This is a genomic window from uncultured Maribacter sp., from assembly GCF_963975365.1.
GTDB lineage: Bacteria > Bacteroidota > Bacteroidia > Flavobacteriales > Flavobacteriaceae > Maribacter.
In genome coordinates this window covers 1-21,858 of sequence record NZ_CAXBGF010000009.1, presented here as the reverse complement: position 1 = coordinate 21,858, position 21,858 = coordinate 1, and the positions used below count along the sequence as shown (strand labels likewise).

The 21,858-nt window shown below is 33.5% G+C and carries 10 protein-coding genes and 1 pseudogene; 6 read left to right on the top strand and 5 right to left on the bottom strand.

The genetic code is table 11. The features are described from left to right. Window positions 1-14 precede the first annotated feature (14 nt). The 3 genes from bshA (at window position 15) to AACZ49_RS11395 (ending at window position 2,894) form a co-directional block, all read left to right on the top strand. Window positions 15-1,154 (top strand): N-acetyl-alpha-D-glucosaminyl L-malate synthase BshA, encoded by a 1,140-nt coding sequence (gene bshA / locus AACZ49_RS11405; protein WP_339654786.1) that lies wholly within the window; start codon window positions 15-17, stop codon window positions 1,152-1,154. After that, entirely contained in the window at window positions 1,147-1,587 is a 441-nt protein-coding gene (locus tag AACZ49_RS11400) for a hypothetical protein (RefSeq protein ID WP_339654783.1), read from the top strand. Before bshA ends, AACZ49_RS11400 begins: the two co-directional genes overlap by 8 nt. Window positions 1,588-1,709: 122 nt before the next feature. Then, entirely contained in the window at window positions 1,710-2,894 is a 1,185-nt protein-coding gene (locus AACZ49_RS11395; protein ID WP_339654780.1) for an OmpA family protein, read from the top strand. Window positions 2,895-3,010: 116 nt separating this feature from the next. Here the strand turns inward: AACZ49_RS11395 and AACZ49_RS11390 are convergent, their stop codons facing one another. From AACZ49_RS11390 to AACZ49_RS11375, 4 genes and pseudogenes are all read right to left on the bottom strand, one after another. Continuing rightward, window positions 3,011-3,598, bottom strand: coding sequence for a hypothetical protein (locus AACZ49_RS11390; protein ID WP_339654777.1), 588 nt, complete (start codon window positions 3,596-3,598; stop codon window positions 3,011-3,013). Window positions 3,599-3,684: 86 nt separating this feature from the next. Continuing rightward, the gene (locus AACZ49_RS11385) at window positions 3,685-7,257 is read right to left on the bottom strand and encodes a PQQ-dependent sugar dehydrogenase (protein ID WP_339654774.1); all 3,573 of its coding nucleotides are present in this window, start codon (window positions 7,255-7,257) and stop codon (window positions 3,685-3,687) included. Between the two features lie 109 nt (window positions 7,258-7,366). Beyond that, entirely contained in the window at window positions 7,367-8,899 is a 1,533-nt protein-coding gene (locus AACZ49_RS11380; protein ID WP_339654771.1) for an FAD/NAD(P)-binding protein, read from the bottom strand. A gap of 166 nt (window positions 8,900-9,065) precedes the next feature. Then, window positions 9,066-9,155, bottom strand: a pseudogene (locus AACZ49_RS11375). 203 nt (window positions 9,156-9,358) lie between these two features. Here AACZ49_RS11375 and AACZ49_RS11370 point away from each other — a divergent pair. Further along, window positions 9,359-15,619, top strand: a complete 6,261-nt coding sequence (locus AACZ49_RS11370) for a PKD domain-containing protein (protein WP_339654768.1) — start codon at window positions 9,359-9,361, stop codon at window positions 15,617-15,619. A 74-nt stretch (window positions 15,620-15,693) separates the two neighbouring features. Continuing rightward, on the top strand, window positions 15,694-17,217 hold the full coding sequence (locus AACZ49_RS11365) for a hypothetical protein (protein ID WP_339654765.1): 1,524 nt from the start codon (window positions 15,694-15,696) through the stop codon (window positions 17,215-17,217). Window positions 17,218-17,376: 159 nt separating this feature from the next. Here AACZ49_RS11365 and AACZ49_RS11360 read toward each other — a convergent pair whose 3' ends face one another. Next, window positions 17,377-18,171 (bottom strand): polyprenol monophosphomannose synthase, encoded by a 795-nt coding sequence (locus tag AACZ49_RS11360; protein WP_339654762.1) that lies wholly within the window; start codon window positions 18,169-18,171, stop codon window positions 17,377-17,379. Between the two features lie 838 nt (window positions 18,172-19,009). Here AACZ49_RS11360 and AACZ49_RS11355 point away from each other — a divergent pair. Next, on the top strand, window positions 19,010-21,858 hold a 2,849-nt coding region (locus AACZ49_RS11355; RefSeq protein ID WP_339654759.1), incomplete at its 3' end, for a PQQ-dependent sugar dehydrogenase.

The following is a 21,858-nucleotide window of genomic DNA, read 5'->3' as shown; positions in this document are numbered from 1 at the left end:
CTAGTTTTGTAGTAATGAAAATAGCAATAGTATGTTACCCTACTTTTGGTGGTAGTGGTGTTGTAGCGACAGAATTAGGAATCGCATTGGCGAATAGAGGTCATGAGATTCATTTTATAACCTACCGACAACCGGTACGATTAGAGTTGTTAAGTAATAAAATATTCTTTCACGAAGTTCACGTTCCAGAATATCCACTTTTTCATTATCAGCCTTATGAGCTGGCATTATCCAGTAAATTGGTAGATACCATAAAGCTTCATAAAATAGATTTATTACATGTTCATTATGCCATACCACATGCATATGCTGGTTATATGGCTAAGAAAATGTTAGAGGAAGAGGGGATTTTCGTTCCTATGATTACAACACTTCATGGTACTGATATAACGTTAGTAGGCAAGCATCCTTTTTATAAGCCTGCGGTAACCTTCAGTATAAACCAATCTGACGTTGTGACATCTGTATCTGAGAGCTTGAAAAGGGGAACTTTGGAGATTTTTGATATTAAAGGTGAGATAGAAGTTATTCCGAATTTTATTGATGCCAAAAAATATAGTACATCCTTTACCGATTGCCAACGCTATAATATGGCCAATGATGATGAGCGAATAGTTACGCATATCAGTAATTTTAGAAAGGTTAAACGTATTCCTGATGTTATAAAGATATTTAGCAAAATTCAACTTGAAATACCCTCTAAACTTATTATGGTGGGCGAGGGTCCTGAGAAAGAAGGTGCTGAAAGACTTTGCGAGGAACTAGGTATTGCTGATAAAGTCATCTTTTTAGGTAATAGTAACGAAATCGATAAAATATTATGTTTTTCAGATTTGTTTCTCTTACCGTCGGAAACGGAGAGTTTTGGTCTTGCTGCTTTAGAAGCTATGATTAATAAAGTACCTGTAATATCAAGTAATGCCGGTGGTATTCCAGAGGTAAATAAAGAAGGGATAAGTGGCTTTCTTAGCAATGTTGGTGATATTCAAGATATGGCAGCTAAGGCAATAACTATATTGAAGAATGATGAAGTATTAGAAAGTTTTAAACTTAATGCTCTAAAAGAAGCTCATAAATTTGATATTCAGAAAGTTCTTCCACTTTACGAAGAAGTTTATGAGAGAGCATTTAAAGGTCGTTTTAAAAATGTATAAAAACCTTATTTTTTTAGCGCTTATTTTATCGATTCAATTAAATGCATGTAAAAGTTCAGTTACTAGTAGTTTACTGAATTCTAATGAAATGGGTATTCAGAATATTTTAAATGAAAATTACAGTGGTTTTGAAGAAGAAGAATATTTTTTAATCAGAAATCAAGAGGCTTTAAATACTTTTTACGGCAAAATTAATAGGACAAGAAAACCAGGTTTAGTACCTCCAGTAGTTGATTTTAGTCAAAATATGCTATTAGTATGGTGTGGAGATAGTAAAACATCCAATTATATTGATTTAGAAATAAATGAATATGCTGATAGTTTGGTAGTACATAAACTTAAATCCAAGACTGAGAAACAAAACAATTTGATAGTGAGTCCTTTCAGTATTTTTCAATTACGACTAAGTTCGAAATCTCTTAAGATTCAATAGTAATTCGTCGATGATTAATCTACATTCAACTTTCAATCGATAATAATTACTTTACATAGTACTTATTTGTCTGTTATCTTATCTACAATTATTTTTACAATTTATAACCCAAATTTAATATTATGAAAATTACTAAAGTTTTTGGCTTTTTGATGCTATTATTAGCTGCTAATTTAACTTCTGCTCAAGATGAACTTCAAATAACAGCAAAGGATAGTATAGTACAGAGTTCATGGATTTTTGGTATTGGTTTCAATGCCGTTGATGATTCAGGAAATGTGTTTGATGGATTGTTTAATGTTGCAAATGAATGGAATATGGTTCCTTTTCCATCTAGGATAAATATTGGAAGGAATTTTAAAAATGGATTGGGTATTGAGGTTATTGGAACCTACAATAAATATAAAAGCGGTAATGTTCTAATTGATAATATGGTAATTTCTGATGATATTGATTATTTCGGTCTAGATACTCGTATAACTTATGATTTGAACAAGATTATTGGCCAAACGGGCTGGTTTGACCCCTATGTTGGTATTGGTGCTGGTTATACGGATGCCAATAACTTGGGAAGAGGTACGTACAATGCTTTGGTCGGTTTTAGAACTTGGTTTTCCGATCATTGGGGGCTTGATTTGAATTCTACAGGAAAATGGGCAATGAGCCAGAGTGATGGCGCTTCGAACCATATTCAGCATGCAGCAGGGGTTGTTTATCAATTTGGTATAGAAAAAGGTTTATCTAAACGAGGTGAAGAAAAGTTAGAACTTTTGGCCGCTATCGAAAAGGAAAAACAACGTCAAACAGATTCTATCGCTGAGGTCAATAGACTAAAGGACGAAGCATTACTAGCAGAGCGACTTGAGAAGCAAAGAAAGGAAGAGGCTTTAGCTGCTGCCGAACAAGAAAAATTAGACGTCTTTAATAAGAAAAGGGATGCGATTAAATCAAGAATTAATCAATTAGGGGATATTTATTTTGATTTGAATTCATCTACATTAAATAAAAAAGCAAAAACTATTTTGGATTCTTTGGTGCAAATACTTGAAGAAATTCCAACATTAAAATTACAAATTACTTCCCATACAGATTCTAGGGGCGCTTCATCGTATAACGAATGGCTATCAGAGCGCAGGGTTTATAAAACAAGAGATTATTTACTTTCAAAAGGTATTTCTGACTCAAAACTAACAACCGAATCTTTTGGTGAAAGAAAGTTGTTAAATGAGTGTGATGACACTACGTATTGTCCTGAAGAAAAGCATGCCGTTAATAGACGATCAGAGTTTGTTATTATAGAATTTTAAAGAACTAAAAATATTTTCAATTGCCCATTATTCAGAAATGAGATTAATGGGCAATTTTGATTTACTAATTAAGATTTTAAATTATCGAATTCGTTTATTTTAGAAAGAGATGTAGACTAACCAACTGAAAAGGTAAATACAGGTGATGTGGATTCGTTTCCTACACTATCTTTTGTAACTATTTTCCAATAATAGGTTTTTCCTGCCACTACAGGTATATCATCAAATCTTGTTTCAATAATATTAGTGCCATATAGTTCAGGATCTTTGACTTCACCAAAATATAAGTCATGCTCAACAATATCATTATCTAAATCTTCTGACTGCCAAATTAAATTAACGGTAGTACTAGTGCGGGAAATTGATGCTCCAGAAACAGGAGAAATAGCTGTGGCAGGAAAAGGAATTGTTGATTCAAGTCCAGGTCCTTCATTATAAAAACTCCAAACTTCACTAATGCTATTAGTTTTTCCTGTAACGTACCATGAATAAACAACACCACGTTCAAGAGTAATGGCTATCTCTGTAGTCTCACTTTCATATAATTCTGTCCGAGAGTTAGAAATATTGGTTAGATGTAAGATATATGGGGCATTATCATTTTCATCTATCCATTCAAAAATTAGTTCGCTCTCCGTGTCGGAAACAACAATACCTTCGGTACATTCAGAATCGTTCTCAGGGAAAACAAGTAATAAATTCATATTTTTTTTAGCATACTCTAAAACATCCAAATCAACTCCACATGATTGGATTACTAGTGTTATGAAAATTAAAAACCCAATTTTTCTCACTGTTTAATAAGTTTGAAGGATTTATTTACTTTATCATTTTTCACTCTCAAAAAGTAAATACCTGAGCTAAAAGCACTGGTATTTAATTCAATTTTAGACTGTTTAACTAAATAGGTTTCAGAATGAATTAAAAGCCCAGCTTCCGTAAAAATAGCTATTTCAACGGTATCAGAAGTCAATGATTTTACATCTAATGAAAGACTTTCACTTACGGGGTTTGGATAGATCAAAAATGAGTTCTCTAAAATAACGGTATCTTCAAATTCCCCCTGACATGATTGACTTGTACTTACCCTTACATTATTAACTTCATCATACAATGGTAAACTTATGAGTTGATTTTCGGTTTGCATACTTTTACCATTTATTTCTATAGTATATTCCTTTGCACCATTCATTTTTAAGGTAATACTATTGGTTAATGAATTGAAGTCTAATTGAACACTTAGTGGTAAAGGTTCTGTTATTATTATCTTTGAACAGGTTTGATAATTTGGAGAATCTATTGAAGAAATACAAAGGTCGTAATCTCCTATATTTAAGTCTTTTATAGTTAAAATATCAGTAAATGGTAATGTGATATTTTTAGTAGCACCTGTTATCGATGCCAAGAAGTTTTCATTGGTGATCGATTCAATAAAAATAGAACCGTTATTCGAGCCAATACAAGACGTTCCAACAGATGTGATTTTAAATTGATTGTTAGGGTAAATTCTAACAGCACAACCATTTTCATCTACAGTTATGCCTTTTAATGTATTAGGGCATAAATCAATAGTATCATTAACACCATCTTCATCACTGTCAATTTCTTGTACGGGGCAACCTGTGAGATCAACTAAAGTACCATTTGTAGTATTGGGGCAATCGTCTAAAGAATCATTCACACCATCGTTATCACTATCTAATTGACTAATAGTACATCCATTTGAATCAACAGATTCCCCAGAAAGTGTATTAGCACAATTATCATTTTCATCAAATACACCATCATTGTCTTGATCAGCTCCTTCTGAAGGCTGAACTGAAATTTCCAAATTTTCAATACAACCTTGGTTTGTTTCAATAGTATACGTCCCCGATTGTTCAGCAGTTATACTTCCGAAACTATAATCACCATTTACATTTGAGCCATTTGGTAAGGTGAGTGTAAACGAAACGTTATTAGGTAACATGCTTATAACTAATTCATCACCTTCATTTACGGTAAGAGTATTGTTTCCGCTTTCAAACACACCATTTATTTGATATTCTGGAATAATACTATCTTCTTCGCAAAAATTTTCACTCCAAATAGCTACATTGTTGGCATTTATATTGCCAGCTATACTGAAATTACCCCCTACCAAAAGTTCCGTATTGTTGTTGGTAAATGTCAATGAATTTACCCTTATGTTAACTCCTACATTTGTATTTGTCCCTAATGCTTCCCAACCATTGTCTGCACTCCAACGGGCTATATTATTTACTATTTTATCTACATTGCCATCATCACTAGCGGTACTAAAACTACCTCCAACGTAAATATATGTTCCATTTGAGGTTATGGTATTTACATTGCCACTTAAACCGTTACCAAGGCTTTCCCACGATTCATTATTTTTATTGAATCTAGCGATTCTGTTAACTGTCTTATTACCTGCAATAGCAAAATTCCCTCCCATATATAGGTAGTCCCCTATAGATGCTATAGCTTGAACAAAACCACTTGTGCCGGTTCCTAAGGCAGACCAATTAGCGCCATTCCAACGCGCTATTCTATTGGCTGAAACTCCGCCTGCCGTATCAAAATTTCCTCCTATGTATAAATTATTATCCTCGTCGAAACCTATTGATCTTATTTCGTTATTTGTGCCAGAAATATTAGTAGTGTTATCGACAAGTGCACTCCATGTATTATTTTCCCATTTAGTAATATTGTTTACAGTTATCCCGCCTGCTTTAGAAAATACACCACCAACAAATAATGCTCCGGTTTCGCTAAATTTAATTTTTAATACTGGACCATTAGTTCCAACTCCTAAAGACGACCAAGATGAGCCATTCCACTTTGCGATATTATTTGCAGAAACTCCTCCGATGGTGGTAAATTCACCAGAAGCATAAATTGTCCCATCTGGGGCTATGTCAATTGAATATATAGAACCATTACTTCCATTTGAAAATACTTCCCATTCATTGACCGTACTAATGCTAGCTAGGTTATTTACATTAAGATTTCCTGCAGTGCTAAATGTGCCTCCAACATATGTTATGCCATTTGAAGAATTTGCAATTGTTTCAACATTGCCATTGGTGCCTGTTGATATCGGTTTCCATTCACCAATTCCATTTACAGCTGTAGTTACTGGTTCTATAATTGTTTCCGTTAATTTATATAGTTTTACGTTAGAACCGTAATCTGAAAAATACAGCTCACCAGCTTCATCTTCACCAAAACTTGATATAAATTCACCGTTGGTTTTAAATAAAAGTTCATTAGTGGTACTGCTGTTGGCCGGGTTATAACTTAATGCCCAAACTCTACCAGAAACATAATCTCCATAAATATATTTGTTCTGTAGTAAGGAACTAGATAAAGAACCATGGTAAACATAGCCACCGGTTATCGAATTATCTCCATTACTGTGATCATTAAAAAAAATGGGTTTTATATCCGGTGTAGACATTAAAGTAGTGCCAGAGCCATAACTAGGTTCTGAATTTGCTTCAAATTTGTTCCAGCCATAATTTCCTCCTCTTGTAATTAAATTTATTTCTTCGTAAATATTTTGTCCAACATCTGCGCCCCATAAATTTCCAGAAGCATCAAAAGAAAATTTCCATGTATTTCTGATACCCCAAGCGTATAACTCATCTAATCCCGATTGACCCACCCTAGGATTGTTTGAAGGTATTTCATAATTGCCGTTAGGTAAATCGGGATTAGTTTCTATGGGATTACTACCATCTATATCTACATCTATTCGAAGCAAGCTACCAAATACGGTATTTAGGTTTTGCCCGTTACCCTGAGGGTCTCCGCCACCGCCACCATCACCTACGGATATGTACAAATATCCATCAGGACCAAATTCAATTTTACCACCATTATGGTTCGAATCTGATTGGTTTTTGATGAATTGAGCTATGATTACTCCCGAACTTGGATTAAGTAGATTCGAATTATTGCTATTTACTTGATAGCGTGCTATGTTAATTCTGTAGTTATTTGGTTGGTCTATATAGTAAACATATACATGGCCATTAACTGAATAATTTGGATGAAATGCCAGACCTAATAAACCTATTTCTTGACCTGAACTATACGATACAATTGAGGAAATGTCCAAGAATGTTGTAAGCTCACCTAAAGTTACGTCAGACTTATTTGGAAATACTTTAATTCTACCTGGCTGTTCAACTACAAATAAACGGTTGGATCCATCGTTGCTACTTTGAATTTCAACAGGAAAGTTGAAATCTAAATTAGGGAAAGCTTCTTGATAAGAAACTTGTGAGAATATTCGGGTATAAAAAAAAATAAAAATTAAAAAGACCCAATAATTAAATTTAGGATTTATGTTCATTTAAAGTTGGCACTTGTTAAAATTACGTGCCAAAGATAGAGAATGTGAAGTTGGGTTTTAGCTCAATTAAATCTTAAATTAATTCAAAATAAAATAATTTGGTAGTTTGTTAAATGTTGTTGAAGATTTTATTGGCTAATATTTCACTACTCCAAATGATTCTCCCACAATGTTCTAAATGCCAAAGTGCTCGATCCTCAATTAAATTTCCAGCTAGCATTGGTCCAGCAACATAAATATTTTTAGAGGCTTGTAAATGGTTGTCTATTTTTAACCCAATTTTAGAATCGTTTATAGAAGCGAAGTTTTTGTCAAATAAATTTTTAAATAATTCGGGTATATATTCACTTTCCAAATTAATGCTTCCTAGGCAATTAATTACAATATGAAAATTTTCTAAACTTTTAAAAACGTTAATTTCAGGCGAGAAATAGTTTAATTTGAATGAATCGTCTTGGAGTTCTAAATTTTCAAATTGACCTTTAACCTGTTCAATTTTTGCTTCTTCTACTAAGTGGTCAACCACAGATAAATAATGAATCCCGGCGCATCGTTGTCTTCTACCGATTTGATTACCATGATTACACGCAAATTTTATTAATTGTTCCTCATTTAGCTTTGGTAGTAAGCTGCCGATGCCTTTTGAGATAATGCCTACAGTGGATGCGGCTCCTAATTTTAAACTTTCGGCCAAATCTAAATCCTTATTTACAGCTTCGGCAATTTGATCCGCAGTAATAATTTCTAAATTCTTAAGTTTATTAAGGTTTATCGTATTAAATTCTGTTAATTTATTATGATTTATTTTGCCATCTGGCATAGTACCATGAGTTGAAAGGCAAGTAAATGAGTTTTGTGAATCTTTGAAAGGTTGTTGGTCAAAAATTCTATAAATTGCTTCTAGACCACTGGCATTTGCACCTAGAACTAAGATGTTTGTAACTAATTTTTTCTTGTTTCTTGAAGTAAGAATATCTACGATATTATTTATGTTTGTATCAATTGAGGGTAGGTATAAATTGTTAATATATTTTAAGGTAGGTGCAATTTTCTTACTAGAATCAAACAACTTTTTATTCGGAAGCGAACCAGTTGAAATAACTACTTTGTCAGATTTTAAAGCAGAATTATCTGTAAATTTTATAGTAAATCCATTCTCAGTTGAATCTATATTAATAGCTTCTTTTTTAATTTCTGTTATGGTGATATGAGCACTTTTTCTAGCTTTTTCAATTTGGTTTCCAACTTGTTGTTTTATATATCTTCCAAAAAAGAATCTTGGAATATATAGGTCATCCCATTTACCGTTATAAATATCTTCTTTATTTTCTAATATCCATGCTTTCGAAAGTTCTCCACCTTTTAAAACAAACGTTTGTAGTAATTCATCTAAATTTTTGTCTAACCAATTTTTTAAGCGTGTTCTATGATCATCTAAAGGGATGAAGTTTTTTAAATCATTTATTAGTAAAACGGTTTCTCCAGAACGTTTGCCATAAGGTACTCCACTATAGAAACTATCCGATTTATCTATTATAAATAGTTCAACTTTCTTGGTGGCCATTACTAATTTCTCAATTAATGGGATTAAGGTATAACTTGTAGCGATTCCCGCACCAATAAAGGAAATTTTTTCGGACATAAAATTAATATAAATATTTGCTCAAAAATGAGCATTATTTAAGAGAAAAGAATCTTTTTTCTTGACAATTGGTTTAACTAGTAAATAAAATCGATATGTTGCAAATTATTCAAACTTAAAAATATTTTTAATAAAAAAAGCCTGACAGAATCAGGCTTTTTAATTGCGGAGGAAGAAGGGATTCGAACCCTCGAAGGCGTTAACCTTACAATTAAAATACATTACTTGCTACAATAGACCACTCTGCCATTCCTCCATGTTCTAAAAAAAACGACCTAATCTTTCATTTATTTTATTATGTTTCATTTTTGTATGAAAAAATGTTCTTAATGATTATGGGTTGAGGTAAATTTGTATAATTGAAATATATCGTAAATAAACCCCTTTGAACGATATTAATATTTGATCAAGCTTAAATAGCTTTTTTTTGTTGTTTGAATTAACCTAGAAGTCTTTAAAATGAGAAAAGTTTCTTACAAGAATATGTTGCAGAACAAAAAGAATGTTGTTTTAACTGCTTTGGTAATAGTGATATCTGCAGTAGGAATGAGTTTTGGTCCAATGTTTTTTGGTCCAGGTCTAACAGAAGCAGAACCTATTGGTAATTATTTGGATGGTGTATTTCCTAATACAGGTTTTACACAAGACCCTTATGTGGTTGCTTATCCAAATCTGGATTTTGATACACCTTTGAATTTTAATGTTGTACCGGGTCAGAACAAGATTATTGTTGGTCAAAGAGACGGTAAGGTATTTTGGTTTGACGATGCAGATAATACCACGGTAAAAAATACGGTGATCGATTTATCAAATGTTGTCGGAGGACAAGTTTGGGATGGGGGATTTTTAGGATTGTCAATTCACCCAGATTTTGGAGATGGAGTACACAACTTTTTCTATGTCTATTATAGTACTGCATCTAATGACACAACTTTAGAAGAACCCCTAGGCTTTTATTGTGGTGAAGAAAAGTTTCATGGCAACTACTTAGTGTTAGAAAGATTTGAGGTAAATCCAGCCACTATAGTAGCGGTGCCAAATACTAAAATAACAATGATTCAGCGCCAACTTTATAATACAACACACCGTGGTGGTGGTATGGAGTTTGGTGATGATGGCTACTTATGGGTAACAACAGGTGATCAAGCAGCTTATATCAATGCACAACAAATTGATGAAAATTTAGATGGTGGTGTATTACGTTTAGATGTTGATATGATTGGCGGTACTACAAGTCATGCGCCGATTCGTATTCTTGGTAACCAAGCAGGGGAGGCTGATGAATTTTCTGGTATAGGATATTATATTCCTAACGATAACCCTTTTAATGATGGTTCAGGGGCAGTTTTTGAAGAATATTTTACTTTAGGTCATAGAAATCCACATCGTATGACCAAAGATAGTGCTACAGGTATATTCTATATTGGTGAAGTAGGTGAAGATAGTCATGAAGAAATAAATATAGTAAACCCGGCAACACCTGGTTTGAATTATGGTTGGCCATTATTCGAGGCAAATGCCCCTTATACACCAAGAACAAATGCAGGAGATGTATGTTTAACGCAGTTATATAATAACATGGCGCATACCGGGCCTTTAGTGCAGTTTCCTAGAGCAGAGGCAAATGCAATAATTGGTGGTTATGTATATAGAGGTCAAGATTATAATGATCTTACAGGTTCATACATCTGTGGTGATTACGGTGTAGGTGGTGAAATTTGGAAGGTTGATATAGGAGTTAATAATACCTATACTTCTTTAGGTAATTTTGCTCCTGGTAACATGGTATCTTGGGGTCAAGATTATGATGGGGAATTGTATATTCTTAGTCAAGGGGCTGGTGTTAAGCTATATAAATTAAGATCCCCAGAAGCTACTAATTATAGCAATCTACCTCAAAATTTAAGTGATACCGGCATATTTACTGATATGACCAACTTAACCGTTAGAGAGGGTGTTATACCTTACGAAGGTATTGATCCTTTTTGGTCTGATGGAGCTTTGAAAAAAAGATGGTTGGCAATACCAAATGATGGAACACATGACACTCCAGCAGAACAAATTGCCTATTCAGAAGATGGTGTTTGGGATTTTCCTATAGGTAGTGTTTTGATCAAACATTTTGATTACCCTACTGATGAGAATAATCCAAATATTGTTAAAAGAATGGAAACTAGATTTTCCATTAAAGGAGCTGATGGAAACTTCTATTTCGTTACCTATAATTGGAATGATGCCCAAACAGATGCTGTATTACAAGAAGATGGTTTAGATGAGCCAGTTCAAGTTACGTTAGCTGGTGGTGGTACAAGAACCGATACATGGCATTTTCCAAATAATGGAGAGTGTGTCACATGTCATAATGAGATATCTCAAGGAACCCTTGGTGTCCGCTCAAGATATTTAAATAGCAATTATGATTATGCTGATAAAGGTGGTGTGGTAGGTAATCAATTAGTAACCCTTAGTGGGCTAGGTATTTTAAATGCTACTATTACTGATACAGATACTCCTGGTATATTAACTCATACTTCAATTAACGATGTAAATGGAACTTTAGATGATAAGGCAAGGTCTTATTTAGATTTGAATTGTGCTTATTGTCATCAAGAGGGTACAAATAATCGAGGTGATTTCGATTTAAGATTGTTTAAAACCTTAAACCAAACAGGATTATTGACTGCAGGTGTTAATCAACCGTTGGGTGTAACACCAGATGAAAAAATTGTATTTGCTGGCGATGCCAATAAATCAGTGCTTTGGCATAGAACAAATAGTGTTGTTCCAGGTCAAGCGATGCCTCCATTGGCTAAAAATAGAGTTGATGAACAAGGTGTAGCTATGCTTCAAGATTGGATCAACAGTTTAGTAGAACCATTAGCTGCACCTGATACGGGTACATACAGAATAGTTAATGTGGAGTCAGGTAAAACCTTACAAGTCGATGGTGGTGCTACTAACAATACTGCTAATGTCCTTCAAGGTGGATATCAAGGTGTAGATAGTCAGCATTTTATATTAGAAAATGCTTATGCTGGTTATTTTGAACTTCGTGCAGTACACAGTGATAAATACTTAGATGTAGCTGGTTTTGGAGCTGCACAAAATGTAAATGTATGGCAGTATGATGGTAATGGTAGTGATGCTCAACAATGGGAAGTGTTAGGTGTTGGTAATGATGAATACCATATTGTAAATTCTCGTACTGGAAAATATTTAGGCGTACAAACAGATGGTAACGTTGCAGTTCTAGATGATGATGGAACCGATATATTTAAATGGAGATTTGATGATATAGGTGCTGTTGTTGAGAGAGAAATTGTTCTCGATGTTGATATTCTTACTACTAGCGAAGATGAAGATATAGCACAGTTTCAAGTTTCTCTTGGCGCTGAGCCTACAGGTGATGTTGAGTTAGATTTAACAGTAATATTAAATGCTGATGAAATTTTATTGTCCGAGGCGATATTGACTTTTACTAATGCTAATTGGAACCTTCCGCAAACTGTTGATGTTACTGGGGTAGACGATGTAGATGTAGATGGTCCTCAAGATTTTCAAATTCAAATTAGAGCGAATGAAAATTCTGTAGATGCTGATTATATCGGTACTACTATATTATTAGACGGAGTTAATTCTGATAACGATGGTGGTGGTGTAGCACCACCAAACCCAGGTATTTATAGAATAGTTAACAAAAATAGCGGACAAACTCTAGAAGTTTTGGCATCTAGTTTAGACAATGAGGCTAACGTTCAGCAAGGTCCTTACCAAGGTGTTGATAATGAGCATTTTGAAATTGACTATGATGGTGCTGGTTACTATTCATTTATTGCACAACATAGTTTAAAAGCAATGGATGTTGCTGGTATAGGAGCTGGAGTTGGTGTCAATGTTTGGCAATATGATTTTAATGGTACTAACGCACAACTTTGGGAAATAGTTGATACTGGCGATGGAGATAATACTTATTTTATAATCAGTAAATCTACTGGTAACTATCTTAGAATTTCTCCAGAAGGTAATATTGAAGTTGTTGCTAATCTGAATACAGATATTTTCAAATGGACATTCTTGCCTATCGGTACTCCTGCTAGTGCCGGTGTTAATGTAAGTAAAGATGTTGTAGTTGTTGATGAAGATTTAGATACAGATTCTTTTAATGTAACCTTGAATACTTCGCCTATTGGTCAAGTTATTCTTGAATTCAATATGGTACTTGGTGCTGATGAATTTACTCTGGATCAAACTCAATTAATTTTCAATACAGCTAACTGGAACATTCCACAAACAGTTTTAGTAACTGGTGTTGATGATGCTATTGCCGATGGTGTACAAGATTTTGTAATTGATGTGTTAGTGGTTGAACCTATTGTCGATACAAACTATGAAGGGCTTGGTACTACTGTTAAAGGCTTAAATTATGATAATGATGGTGGTGATAATGGCCCTCCAATAGTTGGTGAATATAGGCTCGTGAATGTACAAACACAAAATACTATTAGAGCTGCAAATGGTGAATTAATTCAAGGTACTAATTTAGTTACTGGTGCTTATGATGGTTCAGATTATCAAGAGTTTGCTTTAGAAGAAGCTGCAGATGGTTACTATGTATTAAGAACATTGCATACAAATGATCAATATTTGGATGTGCAGTCTTCAAATACTGCTACTGGTGCAAATGTTTGGCAGTATACATATAATGGCTCTAATGCGCAGTTATGGCAAATTGTTGATGCAGGTAATAATACATTTCACATAATTAGTAAATTAAGTGGCTATTATTTAACAGAAGCACCTAACGGCAATATTAATATTGATGCTGATAATGGTGGTGATATTTATAGATGGCAATTCTTAAGTACAGGTTTTGCTCCTGTCGCTAATTCATCTGCTGATATTCTATCGGGTAATGAAGATCTAACGGTACAATTTTCTGGTGCTGGTTCTACCGATGATAAAAATGATATTGTATCCTATCTATGGGATTTTGGTAATGGCTTTACTTCAAATGAGGCTAATCCAATTTACATTTTCGAAGACGGCGGTGCATTCAATGTTGTTTTAACAATAGAAGATGGTGATGGCTATGCAGATGTTGCAGATGTTATAATAATTGATGTCAATGGAGCACCTGTAGCTGAGGCATCTTCTGATTTGAATGGTGGTGAAGCTACTATTGATATTTCGTTTATTGGTGATCAGTCTACAGATGATGTAGGTATTGAATCTTATTTATGGACATTTGAACCAGGCAAAACATCAAATGAGGCTAATCCTACATATACATTTACTTCAGCAGGTACATATAACGTAACTCTTTTAGTAACGGATGCAGGTGGTTTGGAAGACACAAGTAATATTGAAATAACAATTACCGCGCCTAATCAAGCACCGGTTGCAGTTGCGTCTTCAAATGTTACCGGTGGTATTGTTCCTCTTTTTGTTGAATTTATAGGAGATCAATCTACAGATGATGTGGGTGTAGAATCTTACTTTTGGACATTTGAACCTGGTGAAACATCAATAGAAGCTAATCCGACTTATACTTTTAATGAAATAGGTGTATATACTGTAGAATTAACAGTTACAGATTTAGAAGGGCTAGAGAATACTACGACTATCGATATTACCGTATCAGCTGCTAATGAAGCTCCTGTTGCTGTTGCTTCTGCTAATGTAATAGAAGGTGTAGCACCTTTAGAGGTTCAGTTTACAGGAGACCAGTCAACAGATGATGTTGAAATTAGTTCTTATGCTTGGGTTTTTGGAGATGGAGGAACCTCAGATGAAGCCAACCCACTTTATACGTATATGACAGCTGGCGACTTTACGGCCACTTTAACCGTCACCGATAATGAGGGAGTGACTGGAACATCATCTATTTTAATTGCGGTTATAGAAGTTGTTGTGGAAAATCCTACATCTGTGGCTTCAGCTGATGTTACTAGTGGAGAAGCTCCGTTAGTTGTGTCATTTGTAGGAGATCAATCTATAGGTGTTAATGAGATTGTTTCATATGCATGGGACTTCGGTGATGATGAAAATTCAACAGAACCAAATCCTACGCATATTTATAATATACCCGGCACATATTCGGCAATTTTAACTGTTACTGATAGTGAAGGGTTTACAGGAACATCTACAATAGAAATTATTGTGACTGGTGGAGTTAATCTAGCACCAATTGCAGTTGCTTCATCGAGTATTGAGGTGGGTGAAGCTTTTATAGAGATAATTTTTACTGGGGATCAGTCTAGTGATGATAAAGAGGTTGTATCTTTTGCTTGGGATTTTGGAGATGGAGGTATTTCTACTGAAGCTAATCCTGCACATACATTTACTGAAGCTGGAAGTTATACGATAACTTTAATAGTTACAGATGAAGAAGGTTTGACAGATGAAGCAATTATTACATTACAAGTTTCACCAGAAAATACTATCTTGGATAATGACGACTTTGAAGTGATATTGTCACCGAATCCTTCAGCCGATTATGTTGAAGTTTCATTCAATGGTGATTTTAATATGGATGATGTAATCGGATTAACGGTCCATGATATGAGTGGCAAATTAATTCGAAGATATATGCCTGAGGAAATTGAAGAGGATAATAAATATCGAATTTCAACAGCAATATTTAATAATGAAATGTATGTTATAACATTGGTCATGATTAGTCAAGAACCTATATCTAAAAGGTTGCTTATTAATAAGTAATAAAATTTTTATCGAAACACAATAAAAGTGACTATATCTCGTACTATAGTCACTTTTACTTTTTATAATAGTTTATGAATATTAAAAATAATTTCATTAAAACGATTGGTTTTACAATACTAGTAGCATGTTTATTTCTATTATTTGCCTCAAAGTCATCCCCAATATATCCTTTGAATGATTGGGTAGATGCTAATGCTATTTTTACGGTCGGTAAGAGTATGATGGATGGCAAGGTGGTCTATAAAGATATATTTGAACAGAAAGGCCCAACCTTATACTTAATACATGGTATTGGCTCTTTAATATCACATAACACATTTGTTGGTATATATGTAATGGAGGTAATTGCTTTTGCGGTATTTCTATTTTTTGGAAGAAGAATATTTAGATTATACCTGAATGTTCAATTATCCAATTTAGCAACTATTTTAATGGCATTCTTGATGGTGAACATAACTAATTTTGTCCATGGTGATAGTGCTGAGCAATATTGTATTCCATTACTGGGGGCAAGCATCTTTTACTTAATTCGACATTTAAAAGAGGATAATAAAAGCTTCATGTCATTTAAATTATTATTACTAAATGGAGTATTAGCTGGATCGGTCATTTGGATTAAGTATTCTATGATTGGTTTTTGGTTCGGGTGGATGTTAGTTGTGTTATTTACGTTATTAATTGATAAAAAAATATTAAGAGCTTTACAAGCCAGTGTTGTGTTTCTATTAGGGATGGTATTATCAGGTATACCATGGTTACTATATTTTTATTCTGTAGACGGCCTTACCAACTTTATTGATGTGTATTTTATCACGAATATAAAATACTATGCTAGTTCTAACGGAATGTTAATGAATCTGGTAACCATAACAGGTAAAATTATACTTGTATATTTTAGACATAATCCGGGATTTGGTATTTTATTTCTCGGTGGTCTTATTGGGTATTTGATGACCAAAAAAGTGGAGTCTAATATCCTAGTTAAGTTGGGAATAGTAGTACCCTTCCTTTTTCTTTTTCTTTCGGTTTATGGTGGTGGAATTCGATTAGATTATTATTTTCAAATATTCACACCATTTATATTCCTGGGTATTTTATTTGCTTTGAAATTATTACCTGGTAAACTATTAAGTAGAATTCAAAGTAAGGCACACTATCTTACAATAGGAACAATCGCAATATTTTGTGTTATAATGAACTTTATGCATCATAATGCATACATGCGAGATTATAAAAAAGCTGATTTATTTCAGTATCAATTCGCAGATTACATAAAAGATTATACAAAGCCAACGTTATTGAATTATATGTTTCTTGATATGGGTGTTTATAACACTGCTAATATTGAGCCTACTACCTTTTATTACATGAAACATAATTTTGACTATGGTGTGTACCCTTTTGATGTAGATGCGCTTAATTCGTATGTAAGAAATAAAGATATAGATTTCGTGGTATTAAGGACTAAGGTTGACAAACCGTATTCAAATAAAATTTTAGAAGCAAATTACACTTTGGTGATGGAGAAAAACCAATATTATGAAGAAGAGATTCATAGGTTTATGCTTTATAAGCTTAATGATTTGAACAAGTAAAATTCTACAAAAATAACTTTTCTTTATTTTCTTATAAAGTTAAAATCCTCCTTCACCATATTTATATGGTAAAAGAGGATTTATAAATTAGTACCGAACCTTTTTATTTTACTTCAATAATTATTGAGTCAATACCAGTTTGGTAATTTCTAATTTAAATTATCCTTTAATAGATTCAACGGTATTGAAAGATTTTGAATTACTTTTGAATTCCTTTAAAAGGGAGTTCTTTTTTAATCGAAGAAGAATAATATTTTTCACGGCTTCTGTAAAAACATTGTTGGATAATTTAGACTTTCCTGCAACGCGATCATGAAATATAATAGGTGTTTCACTAATGTTAAACCCTCTTAAGTAAGCTCTATAGGTTAATTCAATTTGAAAAGCATATCCGTTAGAGATAATAGAATCTAAATCTATTGTCTTTAAAACTTCAACTGAAAAGCATTTGTAGCCTCCTGTTAAATCTCTGAATGGTAAACCTAAAATTATTTTAGAATATAGATTTCCACCTTTACTAATTAGAATTCTATGCTTTCCCCAGTTTACAACACCACCACCTTTCATATATCTGGTTCCTAGAACCAAATCAGTGGTTTTTATTTTTTCAAGAAAGTCTGGTAAATATTTAGGGTTATGAGACAAATCTGCATCCATTTCAAATATATAGTCGTAATTATTGCTTATGGACCATTTAAAACCGGCTATATAGGCAGTACCTAACCCTTGTTTACCTTCACGCTGCAGAAGATACAATTTGCCATTGTAAAGTTCCGATTGTAGCATTTTTACTATATCTGCTGTTCCGTCTGGCGAATTGTCATCAACGACTAGAACATGAATTGTTTTGTTTTGGTCAATAAATTCTTGTTGAATATATATTTGCTTTAAGATAACAGGTATATTATCTACTTCGTTGTACGTTGGTACAATGATTAAAACTTTATTTTTCATGATCTAGGGCTTTATGAATGTATTTTTGGGGGCTTCTTTAAAGGTTATAAATTTATTTCCTAAGTAATTTAAAATTGTGGCAAATCCAATTCCAATAATTTGCGATACTATTTTATTATAAAAGATGGCATCACCTTCTAGTAAAAAATTTAAATTGTTTGATAGAAACTCACCAAAGAACATATTTTTATTTAAAAACCAAAGTGAGATAGATAGTATAATTAAGTTAATTGCTAAATTCAGACCACTTATACTAATAAATTCAAAGTACTTTTTGATTTTTGTTTTATGGGTGGCCCTATTTTTAAAGGTCCAGATAGAATTAAAATAATAGTTGCTTGAAACCGCAATTACAAAAGCCAAGAATGAGGCCAAAATAAAGTGTAATCCATATTTTACAAAAATAGTATAAAAGCTTATATTGATGATTGTTCCAAAACCACCAACTACTAGGAATTTCAAAAATGCGGATTTACGCAGGTCAATTTTCATTTCATATTATTTAGCGTGCAAAATTACGTAGTAACAAATAAAGAAATGAATTCTTCGATTATTAAAAATATTCGTTAAAAGGGGGCAAAAAAAGTTTAAGGTAATCTTTAGGGTAGAAAAGATGTAGTAAAATGGTTATCTTAAAAGAGAGTTTGTATTACAAATTGTTATAAATTACTATAGCTTAAAAAATTGTAATTTAAGTTAAAAGAAGATATATATGGTTTAATATGCGTTTGAACGTATTAAAAATGTCTTTTATCGAATTTTAAACTACTTAAATTCTAATTGTTATAAATAGTATAATTTTGGAATTCCCCTAAACAATTATAAGGATTTCAAAGCTATGAAGAAGCGTTACAGGGGTTTTGTTTTATTGTTTTTTACTTTCATATTACTAACTAGTTTTGTTCCATTATTCTTCGGACCAGGCCTTACAACCACAAAGGCTTTTAACTTAGTATCTGATACCTCATTTGATCCATTGCCTACGGGTACACAGCCGTATGATGTTGCATTTGTTAATTTAGAATTTAATACACCCTTAAATTTTAATGTGGTGCCCAATTCTAATAAGATAATTGTAGGACAAAGAGATGGTAAAGTTTTTTGGTTTGATGATGATGATAATGTACTTCAGAAAAACCTGTTAATTGACTTGTCATCTGAAGTTGGGGGAAAAGTTTGGGATGGTGGATTTTTAGGTTTAAGTATACACCCTCAATTTGGAACTGTAGCCAATAAAAATTTCATATATGTTTATTATACTACGCAATCTAAAGACAAAACCCTAGAAGGGCCCTTGGCGTTTTCTTGTGGCTTAGAAAGATTTCATGGTAATTATTTAGTTTTAGAGCGTTTCGAGGTTAATGCTACTACGCTGCAGTTTGTAAGCAATAGCCGAGTAACATTGATAAAAAGAAGAATGTTCAACACGACTCATAGAGGAGGGGGAATGGAATTCGGAAAAGATGGTTATTTGTATATTTCCACGGGTGATCAAGCAGCATATGTAAACGCACAACAAATCTCAGAAAATTTAGATGGGGGAGTACTACGATTAGATGTTGATATGAACCTCGATACAAGTCATATACCTATACGTAGTTTAGGTTTAGATGCTGGTGATCCCGATGAATTTTCAGGAAAATTTTATACCATACCGAACGACAATCCATTTGTAAATATAAATGGAAGCGTATTCGAAGAATATTTTTCTATTGGTCATCGAAATCCTCATCGATTAACTAAAGATAAGCAAACAGGAGTTTTTTATATAGGCGAAGTTGGGGAGGACACTCATGAAGAGATTAATGTATTGTCAGCTGGTAAAAACTATGGTTGGCCGCTTTACGAAGGTTTTTCCGGACCTAAACTAAATTGTTTGCCGACATTATATAATAATATGGCGCATACCAGACCATTGGTTTCTTTTCCAAGAACCGATGCCAATGCCATTATTGGTGGGTATGTTTATAGGGGTAACGATATACCTGAGTTAACAGGTAAATATATTTGTGCAGATTATGGCATTGGTAGTGAAATATGGGCAGTTGATACTACTAATGGCAGTTATAGCCTTGTAGGCAATTTTTCACCAACAAATATTGTTTCTTTTGGTCAAGATAACGAGGGTGAACTGTATCTGTTAAAACAGGGTGATGGGGTAAAGTTATATAAAATGAAGTCTAGTTCAAATATTCAATCTGCACCGCAAACATTGACCGAAACAGGAGTATTCGTTGGCGATGTAGCAGATTTGAATGTAAGAGATGGATTTGTTCCGTATGATTTGATTGACTCGTTTTATTCGGACGGAGCAATTAAAAGTAGATGGATGGCGATACCTAATAACGGTTCTCATGACACCCCTGCTGAGAAAATTAACTTTTCAGAAAATGGTAATTGGAATTTTCCAATTGGTACTGTTTTAATAAAGCATTTTGATTATCCTATTAATGATAGCGATATTTCTATTACCAAAAAGATTGAAACTAGATTTTCTATTAAAGATACTGAAGGTAATTTTTACTTCTTAACCTATAAATGGAACGAGCAACAAACTGAAGCTTATTTGGTAGAAAGTGGTATTGACGAAAATATTCTAGTTACTGGGGAAGGTGGTGCTCCACGTCAAATTAAATGGCATTTTCCTTCTGAAGGTGAATGTCTAACCTGTCATAATCCTTCAAGTGGCGGTACATTGGGCCCTAGAACTAAAAATTTAAATAAAAGCTATAATTATACTGCTGTTGGCGGTACAGTTGGTAATCAATTGGTTACTTTGAGTGCCTTGGGCATATTGGATGCGGCGATAACTGACCTTGATACTCCTGGCTATTTAACACATACTTCAATACTTGATTCAAATAGTAGTTTAGATGATAGAGCTAGATCATACCTAGATTTAAATTGCGCTTACTGTCATAATCCTGCTACAGCGAATAGGGCAAATTTCGATTTAAGGTTAGACCGTACTTTGGCACAGACAGGGTTATTGACTGCTGGTGTAAATGAATCTCTCAATATCGATCCAGAAGAAAAGGTTTTGTTTGAAGGTGAAGCATTAAAATCTATAATTTATCATCGTACAGCGAGTATTCAACCAGGTATTATGATGCCTCCCTTAGCGAAGAATCAAGTCGATGAAGCTGGTATTACGCTTATCGAAAGTTGGATCAATAGTCTTTTGCCAAGCGTAAAACCTCCTAAATCAGGGAAATATCGTTTAGTTAACGTAGCAACAAATAACACTTTACAAGCTTTAGGCGGGGCTCTTGAAAATTCGGTAAATATTGTTCATCAAAGTTATCAAGAGGAACAATGGCAACAATTTCAATTTGATATTGCTGGTATTGGTTATTATGAATTTAAAGTTGTTCATAGCGGTAAGTTGTTAGATGTAGCAGGTTTTGGTCCAATGACAGGAAGTAATGTATGGCAGTATGATGGAAATGGTTCTGATGCCCAATTATGGGAAGTTCTAGATGCAGGTGATGATTCTTTCTTTATTGTAAATAAGAGAACATCTAAATATTTAACAGCATTAGCAGATGGTAATGTGATTGTTGCTGATAATAACGGTTCTGATAGAATAAAATGGAAATTTGAAGGTACGGAAAGTACACCTACTATTAATACCTACCATTATCGATTGAACGCTGCCGGTCCATCGGTGGTTTCGAGCGATAGCGG